Here is a 12,665-nt window from a genome sequence, read left to right as displayed (position 1 = left end):
GGCTGGGGCCGAGGGGCATGGAATGGCGCTGTGCGTGCATGAGTCACCTCCTTCATTTGGGCCAGAAGGTGATCCGGGGGTGGGACATTTCGTCATGATCCGTCTTTGACAAGCCGGTCTCAGCGCGGCTGCGCCTTTGTTTCCCGAAGGGAAACTTCCGCTTGCCCCGATGCTGTCTTTGTGGAATGTTGGGCCAGCGACCGGTCACAACCGAGTTCGTCGCGCCCAACTTGCAAACCACTCTTCATCACATGGTTGCCGAAAGGTCCGGAACGATGTCACGTCTCTCGCTCTCCGCACTGCTTTGTGTTCTGTCCATCGGCTCCGCCGTCGCCGAGTACTCCGTGGGCAGCGTGCCCCCTGATTTCACCTGTGCCACGACACGACCGGATCTGCACGGCAGTTCCTGGAATCTGTACTCCCAGCGCGGCAAGGTGGTCATGATCAACTTCGGCGCCACCTGGTGCGGCCCCTGCAATTCGGAGTTCCCCTATCTGGAAAGCCACTACGAGCAGCACTTCGACCCTGAAGGTTTCGAACTGGTGCACGTGGATGTGGACAACGCCAGTGCCACGACCCTCAACAACTGGTGGCAGCAGTACGGCATCACGTTCCCGCTCCTGATGGGCTGTGCCAGCCTGTTCGGCTCCTACGGCACGGGCTACATTCCCCACACCCTGATCATCGATCCGCAGGGCATCGTGCGTGGGAACTGGGTCGGCTTCAGCACGGGGGACATTCCTGTGTTGCAGTCGATCATCGAGACATATCTTGTGATACCACATCCCGTACTGAACATCAGCCAGCAGGTATTCAGCGGGGATGCCAATGGCGATGGCCGGGCCGATCCGAGCGAAACCATCAACCTGGCCCTGCAGCTGCACAATTCCGGCAACGCGCTGGAGGCGTTGGGCACCACGGCCAGTCTCAGTTGCTTGCACCCCGGAATCACGATGGTTTCGAACTCCAGCACATATCCCGCGCTTCCTGCGGGACAGAGTGGCTACGGAGATCTGGAGTTCAGTTTCAGCGTGGCCCCGGACGCTCCGGTTTCCTGGGCTGACTTCACGCTCACGCTCAGCAGCAGCCATTCCGGGTCGGGTACGCCCTGGATCACGGAGCTGACCTTTCCCGTGCGTATCGGGCGTCCCGAGCGCCTGATCGTGGACAGCGACGGAGCGCAGGACGACAACGAGAACTGGGCACTTGCAGCCTATTCACAGCGCGGTCTCGAGGTGGATCTCTGGGTTGCGGGACAGGGCGAGATCGGTGCCACAGAATTGGCCCGCTATCCGCGCGTGCTCTGGCTTGGCGGAGTGGACCAGGCGGATGTGAGCATCACGGAAGCCGCCGCCCTGGCCAGTTACGTCGAGGGTGGAGGCAAGCTCCTGCTTAGCAGCCAGTATGCGCTGGACAACCCACAGAACGCGCAGTTCTTCGCCGAGACCTTCCGCGTGGCGCTGAACCAGAACCTGACCAGCTCCAGCATCATTCTGGCGGGAGCCACTCCGGATGGCCCGTTCGGCGGCACCAATCTCGTGATCACCGGTTCCGGTGGAGCCGCCAACAATCAGGCACCCGACAGGCTGACGGTGCTGCCCGGAGGCACGGCCTGCCTGAACTGGACCCAGAGCGGAGGTGGCACGGGTGGAGTGTATACGGAGGAGGGATCCCGCGCGATGTTCCTCGGATTTCCCCTCGAGGCCAGTCGCTACTATGCTTCCTATCCCGCCAGTCTGACCATGGCCCAGTTCCTCGAGCAGGCTGATGCCTGGTTCGACTACACCGACCCGGTCTCGACTGCACCGATCGAGGTACACTTCAGTCTGGACCTGGGCTGTCTGGATGACTGGACGTACGCGGGGGGTGTGTCACTCAGTGGCACGGGGCCGACTCTTGGAGAAGGCCAGCCGGGTTCGATTTCCATGACCGAGAGCCAGGAACCGGGACAGTTCGAAGCCAGCGTGGTGTTTCCCGTCGGAGTCACGCTCGCCCAGGAGTATCGTTTCGCGATCAGCGCGGATGGGCTGGTCTGGAATGAAGAATCTCTTCCGCAGGCACGCCCCCTGACGCTGATGAACGATGTGCCCGTGTTGCCCCTGCCCATTGCAAACTGGAATGACCAGCTGTGCCGACCGGAGGTGAGAATCCAGCTCTTCGGTGGCGCCGTGGTGTTCCTTGAATGGGATGCGGTGCCCGGAGCCACGCTGTACAGGGTGCATGGTGCCGCGGATCCCTGGTTCACACCCAGCCCCTCGAATCTGCTCTCACAGCAACCCGCTCTGTCGCTGGGAATGCTGCTCTCACCCGAACTGCGATTCTTCACGGTGATCGCAGTTCGGCAGGAAGAGTGAACAGGCGACGGATGGAAGTTTGTTAGTCTGGCAGCTAAATCTGTCTCTCCGGAACCCGTTCCGGAAGAGACGGTGATCTGCCCGCGGCAAACATGTGTGCGCCTCTGAAAGAGTTGGCGATCCGGCGATGTTCGCCATTCCGCTTGTTTCGCCCATGAAAGGCAGATCTGCCGGCACAAGGTGGGGCGCCATCACTGCTTCGGCCTGCGGATACACAAATTGCAATGATCATGCACGGGCCATGATTTCGCTGTGGCAAGAATTCTTTGTGGTAAAGGAGTTTGGTTCGTGTGCCTCCGATGGGGCGGTCATCCATTCCATTCGCGCCAATCGGGGCAAAATGACGGCTGGGATCATAGCGGTGTTATGGTGCGAAAGCCCCAGCAGCGCTTGCATGGCTGCCCGGATTTTATTTTTTGATTTCGAAAATCGGTTCTTGTTGCAAACCCGCACAAGTGGAATTTTGTTCAGTCCCGCATCCCCCACGGCTGCGTGCGTGGATGTTGCAATCCGTACCCAACCATTTGTACAGCCCATAGAGCGAAAGGGAAATCCGTCATGAACAGAACCTTGATGATTGTTGCGCTCGCAGCAGGTCTTTCCAGCGTGGCCCAGGCGGAGTATTCCGTCGGCAGCGTGCCGCCGGATTTCACCTGCAACACCACCCGTCCGGACCTTCACGGAACCAGCTGGAACCTGAATTCCTACCGCGGCAAGGTGGTCATGATCAACTTCGGCGCCGTCTGGTGCGGCCCCTGCAATTCCGAGTTCCCCTACCTGCAGAGCGAGTACGAAACCAACTATGATCCCGCCGGTTTCGAACTGATTCACATCGACGTGGACAACGAGCCCGCCGACTACCTGAACAATCACTGGATCGGCAACTACGGTGTCACATTCCCGCTGCTGATGGGCTGCGGCAGCCTCTTCGGCGCGTACGGCACCGGTTACATCCCGCACACGCTGCTGCTTGATACCGAAGGCATCGTGCGCGGCAACTGGGTCGGGTTCGCCACCGGCGACATCCCCGTGATCCAGGGCATCATCGAGTCCTACATGTCCATCGACTTCCCCTCGCTGACGATCAACGAAACGATGATCAGCGGCGATGCCAACGAGGACGGCCGTCCCGATGCCGGCGAAACGGTGAACCTGGGCTTCAGCCTGAGCAATTCCGGCATCGCCGTGGATGCGCTCACCACCACCGCCACCCTCAGCACCACCGCTGAAGGCATCACCATCAACAACGCCTCCACCACCTTCCCGGCCATCGCCCCCGGTGATACCGAGTTCAACGACGTGGACTTCAGCTTCAGCGTCGCCGAAGGTGTCGAGCCCTTCTGGGCCGATTTCACCATCACCGTCTCGAGCACCTATGAAGGTTCCGAGGAACCCTATGTGAACGAGCTGCACACCATGATCCGCATCGACCGTCCCGAGCTGCTGATCGTGGACAGCGACGGCGGTGCCGACGACAACGAGAACTGGGTCACCAACGCACTCGTCAGCCGCGACCAGGGTTACGACGTCTGGAACGGCGACAACGGCGAAATCTCCGGTGACGAACTGGGACGTTACAGCCGCGTGATCTGGCTGGGTGGCATCAACCAGAACGACGTGTCCGGTACCGAAGCCTTCGGCCTGGCCGACTTCATGGACAATGGCGGCGAGCTGATCTTCAGCAGCCAGTATGCTCTGGACAACAGCGAGAATACCCAGTTCTTCGCCGACTACTTCCATGTGGGTCTGGAGCAGGATCTGGGCGTGACCGCATTCCTGCTGGCCGGTGCCGATGGCGATCCCTTCTTCAGCAACACCAACCTGGTGATCACGGGCAGCGGCGGTGCCGCCAACAACCAGCATCCCGATCGTCTGACGGTCATGGAAGGCGCCACGCCCTTCATGAACTGGATGCAGGGCGGCGGAGCCGGTGGCGTGTACGTGGACAACGGAACCTACAAGGCGATCTTCATGGGATTCCCCGTGGAAGCCAGCCGTACCCACACCTCCTATCCCGCCAGCATGACCATGTCGATCTTCCTGGATCATGCCGACAACTTCTTCAGTGGCAACACGGGTGTGAACGAGAACCCTGCCCTGGCTGAGGACTTCCACATCAACCAGGCCTTCCCGAATCCCTTCAACCCGACCACCATGGTCAGTTTCAGCACCCCGCGCAGCGCCGAGACCAGCGTTGTTGTCTACAACACCATCGGCCAGCAGGTTGCCGAGCTGTTCAGTGGCCAGCTGCCCGCCGGCACCCACGAGCTGCTCTTCGACGCGGCCAAGCTGTCCAGCGGTGTCTATTTCGTCCAGCTGATCGCCGACAATCAGGCCCGCGACCTGATCAAGGTCAGCCTGGTCAAATAGACCAACTTCCAGCCTTGCTTGAATCCCCGTTCCGGTTTCCGGAGCGGGGATTTTTCATTCATCGGCCACCCTTCCGGAGTATTGGGCGCCCCGGCGCTGGATGCCTTTTCACGATTGCAGAAGATTTCCACGCCGCGGTGCCAATGGATGACATCCGGTCGCAGATCTCAGCAGGCGTGCTCGCACTTTGTTCGCGGCACTCACTCAATGCCCCCATGCGAACGACGATATTCTGACCGGGAGCTGGTGGATGTGATACGCATCCAGCAGAAATGGCAGCAGTCCCGTGGAATGCAAAACCGCCTGTCGGCGCGGTCCTGAGTGACCGGAGATTCTGGAGCAGGGCCTCAATGAACACCACGCACACCCAGCCCTGCATCCTGCTGGCCGATGACGAGGCGATCCTGCTTCGCACGAGCGAGCAACTGCTGACTTTCCTGGGTTATGAAGTCGTGACCGCCGCCAACGGCCATGAGGCTCTGGACATGTTCTTTCGCAATCCGGACCGCTTCGACCTGGTCATGGTCGATGACCAGATGCCCTACGTGACCGGCAAGGAAGTCTGTCGCAAGATCCACGAGCTGCAGCCGGAACAGAAACTGCTGCTTTGCTCTGGTCATGCTGCGGAGGACAAGCCCGCTGCCGGCGAGCCCCCCAAACTCACCAAGCCCTACACCATTGGTGAACTGGTGCATATCCTCCAGAACCTGCTGGAAACCACCTGAGCCCCGGAATTCCAGGGCTATGCACTCCGGCCCCGGAATCCTGACCGCGCTGGTGAAAAATGTCCTGATCAGCACCTCCATCCTGCTGTCGAGCTCGCCCGGGCACCTTTGAAAATCTTGGGTGCGTGGCTATCTTCAGCCGATGCAGACTACCGGGTCCACCAGCCAGCTCAACCTGTGCGGATTGAGTCCTCTGGAGCTGGCCGACGTACTGGAAAGTGCTGGGGAGAACCGTTTTCGCGCCAGCCAGATCTTCCAGTGGGTTCACCAGAAACAAGTCTTCGACTTTTCCGCCATGAGCAATCTGTCCCGCGATTTGCGGGATACCCTCGCCCGGCATTTTCAGGTGCTCGAGCTGGTACCGGTGCGCCATGCGGTCAGCCGGGTGAGTGCCTGCGAGAAGTTCCTCTTCCGGCTGCACGACGGCGAGCACATCGAGTCGGTCTGGATGGACTTCGGCGACCGGCAGACGGTGTGCGTGTCCAGCCAGGTGGGCTGTGCCCTGGGCTGCAAGTTCTGTGCGACGGCCACCATGGGTCTCAAGCGTCATCTGGACGTATCGGAGATCCTGCAGCAGATCCTGTACATCCAGTCCCTGCCGGGCAAGAAGGTGCGCAACGTGGTCTTCATGGGCATGGGCGAGCCGCTGCACAACTATGAGACGGTCTGCAAGGCGGTGCGCCTGCTGAATGATCCGGCCGGTCTTGCCATCGGGCAGCGGCGGATCACCGTGTCCACCTCGGGCCTGGTGCCGCGCATCCTGCAACTGGCCGAGGAAGACGTGCCCTGCCGACTGGCGGTCTCGCTGAACGCGATCACCGACGAAAAGCGCAACGCATTGATGCCCGTCAACCGCAAGCACGACCTCGATCAGCTGTTTGCGGCCTGCAAGGTCTGGACGGAGAAGAAACGTGACCGCGTGACCTTCGAGTACATCCTGATGGATGGTGTCAACGATGCGGAAGAAGACCTGAAAGGGCTGCGCAGCCGCCTCTCGCGTCTGCCCTGCAAGCTGAACCTGATCTACTACAACCCCACCAATCGCGGCTTCACCAGCAGTGACACACGGATCTACGAGCGCTTCTTCGAGGGACTGAAGAATGCGCCTTTTGCCGTCACGCTGCGCCAGAACATGGGAACCGACATCAGTGCCGCCTGCGGGCAATTGCTGGTAGAGGAGGCACAGGCGGGATGAGCGCTGCCATGGAGATGCCCGGGGGGCAGCCGCGGAAATCCCGGCTGATCTCGATCGTGATCGTGCATTACAACACGCTCGAGCTGACCCGTGCCTGCCTGCAGTCCATCCGCACGGACGCGGCCGGGCTGGACACCGAAGTCCTCGTGGTGGACAATGGCTCCAGTGATGGCTCGGGCGAGCAGCTGGCCCGTGAGTTTCCCGACGTGCGCGTGCTCTCCGGAGGTGGACGGCTGGGATTCGCCGCGGCCAACAATCTGGCGGCACATCAGTCACACGGCGACTACCTGCTGTTTCTCAATTCGGACACGGAACTGCGCAACCATGCGCTCCAGCAATTGCTGGATTTCATGGACGCCACCCCCGACTGCGCCATTTCGGGCTGTCGCCTGCTGCGCAAGGATGGCAGCCTGGACAAAGCCTGTCGGCGCAGCTTTCCCACTCCGCTGGTGGCGCTCTACAAGGTGCTGGGGCTGAATGCCCTGTTTCCCCGCAGCCGCCACTTCTCGCGCTATGATCTGAGTTACCTGCCCGAGGACGGGCGTTACCTGATCGACTGCGGCGTGGGGGCCTTCATGTTCTGCCGGCTGCCGGTGGTGAAGGAGCTGGGCTTCTTCGACGAGGACTACTTCTTCTACGGCGAAGACATCGATCTCTGCTACCGGGTGCGCCAGCGCGGCCACAGCATCTGGTACCTGGGTGACATCGACATTCTGCATCACAAGCGCGGCACCTCGCTCAAGAGCGGCACCTGGGTCATGCATCACTTTCATGCCTCGATGCTGATCTTCTACCGCAAGCACTACCGGCAGCAGTATCCCTGGTTCGTCAACTGGTTGGTCTATGCGGGCGTGGGCACGCGGTATGCCCTTGTCCGACTTCTGGCGATGGTGCTGGGAAGGCAGAAGGGATGATCGCCCGCTACCTGGTTCGGGTCAGCCTGGCGCTGCTCGATGCCGGCAGCCTGCTGCTTTCCTTCTGGCTGGCCTGGCTCACGCGCTTCGAACTGCTGCCCCTCCTCTTTCCATCTTGGGTGCACGTTCCCCAACCTCTGGCCCAGATGTCCGGCTTTCTGGCTCTCTGCGCGGGAGCTCAGCTCTTCTTCGCCATCGCCTCGGGACTCTACCGATTCGGACAGGACGACCTGCGCCGCCAGGTCTTCGGCAGCCTGCGCGTGGTCATGTTGCTGTTCATCGTCGCGGTCAGCTATCTGGTGGTGTTCAAGCTCAACTTCGAATTCAGTCGGCTGGCCACCGTGATCGCCATGGGCTGGCTGGCGCTGCTGATGCCGCTGAGCCGCCTGCTGGCGATCCGGACCGTGTTGCGTCTGCACGTGTTGCGCGTGCCCTGTGTGGTCATTGGCCGCGGCGAGCCACTGAAGGAGTTCCTCGAGACCGACGCCAGCAGCGAGTTCCACCTGCAGAATCGCGTGCTGGCCAGCTGGTCGCCCGAGCAGTGTCTTGATGATGAAGGCCAGCTTTTTCGCCCGGAGATCGAGGAAGAGATCACGCGCATGCTGCGTGATGAAGGGCTGGACAAGGTGGTGATCCTGATGCAGGGCATCCCGCGCACACGGCTGGTGAGCCTGCTGCGCGGTTTCGAGATTCGATTGAAGTACATCAAGCTGATTCCCGACGCCGCGACTCTGGCGCTGGCCGGCACACGCATCCTCACCCTGCGCTCCCAGTTGCTGCTGGGCCTCGAGCAAAGGTTGACCCATCCCTGGAACCGGCTGCTGAAGCGCGCCTGGGATACTCTGCTGGTGCTGCCCGCCCTGCCCCTGATGATTCTGGTGATCGTGCTCTCGGCGCCCTTCCTGGGCTTCCGGCCTCTCAAGCGGATTCCCCGCTGGGATCTGTCGGGCCGGGCAGTCCATCTCTGGCAGCTGCGTGTACGCTACGAGGATGGGGGCTTTCTCTTCCAGAGCGGCCTCTACAAGCTGCCCGAGCTGCTGGGCGTGCTGGCCGGCACTCAGGCCCTCGTCGGACCTGCGCCCCTGCTGGAGCGCGAGTTGGGTGGATACCGCAACTTCGGCCCCGGCCTCAACCGGGTACGCCCGGGTTTGACCGGACTCTGGCAGGTTTCCAGTTTCGGCTACTTCGACGAGGACCACCGGGTGGCCCTGGACATGTATTACCTGATGAACTGGAGCCTCTGGATGGACTTCCGGATTCTGCTGGAGTCCTTCTACAAAGGCGTGTACTCACTGTTGCATCCGCGCCAGGGCGCAATGCGGGAATAGTCATGTCGCACGATCTCCAACAGCTTGCCCCACGGACTCTTGACGCCACCAGTCTGCGGGCGCTGTGTCCGGTCCTCGCGGGTTCCCTGCCTCGGGGCGCGACCTGGGGCGCGGGCTGGCGCCGTGGCGAAGAGGATCACTGGCCGGCGCTGGTCGAGGACCATCGCCAGGCACGCTCCGGTGATCTCTTCGTGGCGATCCGGGGCCAGCGATTCGATGGCCACAGCCAACTGGAAAGCCTGCGAGCCCAGGGGGTGTTCAGCGTGGGTGAAGCGGGGAGTCCGGCGGATCTGCAGGTGGAGGACACCCGGACCTGGCTGGCGCTGGCCGCGGAAGCCCTTGAGGGCCATCCGGCGCGCACGCTGAAGCTCATCGGCATCACGGGCACCAACGGCAAGACAACGACCACCTGGCTGCTGCATCGCCTGCTGCTGTCGCGTGATGCGCACTGCGGCCATTGTGGCACACTGGGCAGCTGGATCGGTCCATCGGCCGAGCTCAACCCGGGCCTCACCACACCCGGGGCCAGCCAGTTGTCACGACTGGGAGCGCGGATCCGCGAGGCGGGCGGGCGGCATCTGGTGATGGAAGTCTCGAGCCACGCGATCGACCAGCAGCGGATCGCGGGGCTCAGCTTCCATGGAGCGATCTTCCTCAATCTCAGCCCCGAACACCTCGATTACCATCTGGAGATGGAAGACTATTTCCGTTGCAAAGCGGATTTCATGGCACGGAAGGAGACAGCCTGGCGGCTGGTCTTCACCGATGACCCGTGGGGCCGTCGGCTGGCCGCTGAGCTGGGATCAGGCTGCATCACGGCCGGTGTGTCCCCGGACGCGGACTGGCGACTGGTCAAGCGCCGCGTTGATGGGTCGGCGCAGATTCTGGAACTGATCACGCCCGGTGGATCACGCGAACGCTACCGCATTCCCCTGCCGGGAGCACACAACGCACAGAACGCGCTGGCAGCGCTGGTGGCGATGCGTCTGCAAGGCCTGCAAGCCGAGGAACTGGCCGGGCTCTGTGCCGGTCTGAGCAGTGCCCCGGGCCGCCTCGAACTGCACGAAAAGCACGGTCACGCGCGCGTGATCATTGATTACGCGCACACTCCCGATGGCTACGAGAAGTGTTACGCGGCACTGGCGGAACTGAAGCCTCGGCGGATATTCACGGTCTTTGGCTGTGGGGGCGACCGCGACCGCAGCAAACGCCCGCGGATGGCCGCGATTGCCGAAAGCCACAGCCATCGCCTGCTGATCACCACCGACAACCCGCGCAGCGAGGATCCGCTGCAGATCGCGACGGACATGCGCGCCGGTCTGTCTCACCCCGAAACCAGCCAGTGGATTCCCGACCGTGCCGAAGCGATTCGCGCGGCCCTGACCATGGCGGAACCCGAGGATCTGGTGCTGCTGCTGGGCAAGGGACACGAGCGCTATCAGTTGATCGGCAGCGGCAAACTGCATTTCGACGAACGGGAGGTGCTGGCCGATGTCTGGAACGCCTGAGTCCCGCCTGCTGCTGATCGGCAGTGCCCTCAGCGCGCAGGCCGCCGCCCGCCTGGCCCTGGCCAATGGCTGGTCGGTGAGCCTGGTGGACGACCGCCCGCTCGCCCCCGCTATTGCGGAATCTTTCACGGAGCTGGGTGTCACACTGCTGCCTTCCGCCGAGAGCGCATTGTCCTGCAACCCCAGCCTGATCGTGCCCAGTCCGGCCGTGCCCATGAATCACCCCGTGATCCAGGCGGCCCACCGGCGCCAGATTCCGGTGCGCAGCGAAATCTCCTTCGCGCGCTCCTGGGTCCCGGCACACCTGGTGGGCATCACCGGCTCGAACGGCAAGACCACCACCACCGCCCTCTGTGCGGCCCTGTTGCAAGCGGGCGGCCTGCGCGCGGCCGCCGGCGGCAACATCGGTGTGCCCCTGGCCGAGCTGGCCATGGCCGACACCCCCTGGGACGCGCTGGCGCTGGAACTGTCGAGCTACCAGCTCGAGACCACCGAGGATCTGGCCGTGGATGCGGCCGTGCTGCTGAACCTGAGCGAGGACCATCTGGCCCGCCACGGCAGTCTGGAAGCCTACGGTGACACCAAATTCCGCCTGGCGCACCAGCTGGCCCCCGAGGGCGTGGTGATTCACGGGGATGAGGATGTTTTCTTCGCCCCGCGCGTCCGGGCCGCCGGATTGACTGCCTGGCGCTTCGGCACCCGCGAGGACTGCGAGATGCAGCTGGACGGCCAGATGATCCGCTTCCAACTCGCTGGTCTGGCTGACTGGCTGGATACCCGCGAGCTGAAACTGCAGGGACGTCACAACGCCTGGAACGTGATGGCCGCCACGCTGGCCGCCTGGAAACTGGGCGTGGACGCCCGCGTGCTGGCTGAGGCGGCCCGCCGTTTCGCTCCCCTGGCACACAGACTGGAACCGGTGCCCAGCCGGCATCCGGCGCGCTGGATCAACGACAGCAAGGCCACCAATGCCGACGCCGGTCTGCAGGCCGTGCTGAGCGCCCCCGCCACGGGGCGCCTGATCCTTCTGGCGGGCGGAGAAGCCAAGGGTCCCGATTTCCACGATGTGGCCCGGGCCCTGACGGCTCGCGGTGCGCGCGCGATTCTCTTCGGACGCGATCGGGAACTGATCCTGGCCGGCCTGCAGCCCGGAGTGCCCTGCGATCTTTGTGATACGCTGGACCAGGCCGTGGCCCTGGCCGCCAGCCGGACGGGCGCGGGGGACACAGTGCTCTTCAGTCCCCTCTGCGCCAGTTTCGACCAGTACCGCAACTACGAACATCGCGGCGACCACTTCCGCCAATTGGCAGGAGCCCTCTGATGCCTTCTTCGGCGCCCATCGGCGTGTTCGATTCCGGCGTGGGCGGTCTGACCGTGCTCTCGGCCCTGGCCACCCGCCTGCCGGGTGAGGACCTGATCTACTTCGGTGACAGCGCACGCGTGCCCTGGGGCATCAAGTCCCAGGCCGTGGTGACCCGCTTCAGCCGCGAGATCTGCCGCTTTCTGCTGCGCCGCAATGTCAAGGCGATCGTGGTGGCCTGCAACACGGCCAGTGCCCTGGCCCTGCCCGAACTGGAGGCGGAAGTCGGCGTGCCCATCCTGGGCGTGGTCGAAGCCGGCGCCCGCCGCGCGGTGGCCCTCTCGACTCACGGACGGATCACGGTCATCGGCACCGAATCCACCATCCGCAGCCGCGCCTACACGCGTGCGATCGAGGCCCTGTCCCCGGACACCCGCATTCTCAGCCGCGCCTGCCCGCTCTTCGTGCCGATGGTGGAAGACGGCATCGTCGACGGCCCCGTGGCCGAAACCGTCGTCGAGCACTATCTGGGCGACCTGCGCGAGTTCGACACGGACACGGTCGTGCTGGGCTGCACCCACTACCCCCTGCTGGAACCCGTGATCCGCCAGATCCTGGGCAGCGGCTTCGCCGTGGCCGACGCCGCCCAGGGCACCGCCGAGCTGCTGGCCGAACGCCTGCTGGCCGCCGACCTGCTGAACCCCAGCCTGGGCCAGGGCAACTGCAGCTACTTCTTCAGCGACCGCACCCCCGCCTACCAACGCCTGGCCCGCCTGATCCTGCCCGGCATCCCCGAGGACCTGCAACTGGTGGACGTCGAATCCCGCGAGTTCCGCGAGGGCGCGTGATGTGACACCAGGCTCCCTGCGCGGGGGGCGTTCTCCTACCTTTTCTTCGCGAAGAAAAGATAGGTCCAATAGAAGGCTCAGCAGGCCTCGCGCCGCGCAAACTTGGCCCGCGCTGCGGTCCTT

9 protein-coding genes are annotated in these 12,665 nt (G+C 63.2%); all 9 read left to right on the top strand.

Annotated features, from left to right (window positions below):
* Positions 1–275: 275 nt before the first annotated feature.
* The 9 genes from H6678_15525 (at position 276) to H6678_15485 (ending at position 12,542) form a co-directional block, all read left to right on the top strand.
* Positions 276–2,354: a TlpA family protein disulfide reductase gene (locus tag H6678_15525; GenBank protein ID MCB9475212.1), complete on the top strand. Its 2,079-nt coding sequence runs from the start codon at positions 276–278 to the stop codon at positions 2,352–2,354.
* A 558-nt stretch (positions 2,355–2,912) separates the two neighbouring features.
* A complete protein-coding gene (locus H6678_15520) occupies positions 2,913–4,724 on the top strand; it encodes a redoxin domain-containing protein (GenBank protein ID MCB9475211.1) in 1,812 nt (603 codons plus the stop codon).
* Between the two features lie 350 nt (positions 4,725–5,074).
* Entirely contained in the window at positions 5,075–5,449 is a 375-nt protein-coding gene (locus tag H6678_15515) for a response regulator (protein ID MCB9475210.1), read from the top strand.
* 121 nt (positions 5,450–5,570) lie between these two features.
* Positions 5,571–6,644 carry a 23S rRNA (adenine(2503)-C(2))-methyltransferase RlmN gene (gene rlmN, locus H6678_15510; protein ID MCB9475209.1) on the top strand — a complete coding sequence of 358 codons (1,074 nt, stop codon included), beginning with the start codon at positions 5,571–5,573 and terminating at the stop codon, positions 6,642–6,644.
* Positions 6,641–7,558: a glycosyltransferase family 2 protein gene (locus H6678_15505; protein MCB9475208.1), complete on the top strand. Its 918-nt coding sequence runs from the start codon at positions 6,641–6,643 to the stop codon at positions 7,556–7,558. The genes rlmN and H6678_15505 overlap by 4 nt, the downstream gene beginning before the upstream one ends.
* Positions 7,555–8,886 carry a sugar transferase gene (locus H6678_15500; GenBank protein ID MCB9475207.1) on the top strand — a complete coding sequence of 444 codons (1,332 nt, stop codon included), beginning with the start codon at positions 7,555–7,557 and terminating at the stop codon, positions 8,884–8,886. The genes H6678_15505 and H6678_15500 overlap by 4 nt, the downstream gene beginning before the upstream one ends.
* A gap of 2 nt (positions 8,887–8,888) precedes the next feature.
* Positions 8,889–10,394, top strand: coding sequence for a UDP-N-acetylmuramoyl-L-alanyl-D-glutamate--2,6-diaminopimelate ligase (locus tag H6678_15495; protein ID MCB9475206.1), 1,506 nt, complete (start codon positions 8,889–8,891; stop codon positions 10,392–10,394).
* Positions 10,378–11,715, top strand: coding sequence for a UDP-N-acetylmuramoyl-L-alanine--D-glutamate ligase (gene murD, locus H6678_15490; GenBank protein ID MCB9475205.1), 1,338 nt, complete (start codon positions 10,378–10,380; stop codon positions 11,713–11,715). Before H6678_15495 ends, murD begins: the two co-directional genes overlap by 17 nt.
* A complete protein-coding gene (locus H6678_15485) occupies positions 11,715–12,542 on the top strand; it encodes a glutamate racemase (protein MCB9475204.1) in 828 nt (275 codons plus the stop codon). The genes murD and H6678_15485 overlap by 1 nt, the downstream gene beginning before the upstream one ends.
* The last annotated feature ends 123 nt before the right edge of the window (positions 12,543–12,665 follow it).

The sequence above is a fragment of the Candidatus Delongbacteria bacterium genome (assembly GCA_020634015.1).
Lineage (GTDB): Bacteria > CAIWAD01 > CAIWAD01 > CAIWAD01 > CAIWAD01 > JACKCN01.
The sequence above is the reverse complement of the archived record's forward strand: the minus strand, read 5'-3'. Positions and strand labels throughout refer to the sequence as shown.

What these genes read in the sequence shown, in the direction of transcription:
- H6678_15525 (MCB9475212.1), top strand. Translation starts at nt 276, where the DNA reads ATGTCACGTCTCTCGCTCTCCGCACTGCTTTGTGTTCTGTCCATCGGC.
- H6678_15520 (MCB9475211.1), top strand. Translation starts at nt 2,913, where the DNA reads ATGAACAGAACCTTGATGATTGTTGCGCTCGCAGCAGGTCTTTCCAGC.
- H6678_15515 (MCB9475210.1), top strand. Translation starts at nt 5,075, where the DNA reads ATGAACACCACGCACACCCAGCCCTGCATCCTGCTGGCCGATGACGAG.
- H6678_15505 (MCB9475208.1), top strand. Translation starts at nt 6,641, where the DNA reads ATGAGCGCTGCCATGGAGATGCCCGGGGGGCAGCCGCGGAAATCCCGG.
- H6678_15500 (MCB9475207.1), top strand. Translation starts at nt 7,555, where the DNA reads ATGATCGCCCGCTACCTGGTTCGGGTCAGCCTGGCGCTGCTCGATGCC.
- H6678_15495 (MCB9475206.1), top strand. Translation starts at nt 8,889, where the DNA reads ATGTCGCACGATCTCCAACAGCTTGCCCCACGGACTCTTGACGCCACC.
- murD (MCB9475205.1), top strand. Translation starts at nt 10,378, where the DNA reads ATGTCTGGAACGCCTGAGTCCCGCCTGCTGCTGATCGGCAGTGCCCTC.
- H6678_15485 (MCB9475204.1), top strand. Translation starts at nt 11,715, where the DNA reads ATGCCTTCTTCGGCGCCCATCGGCGTGTTCGATTCCGGCGTGGGCGGT.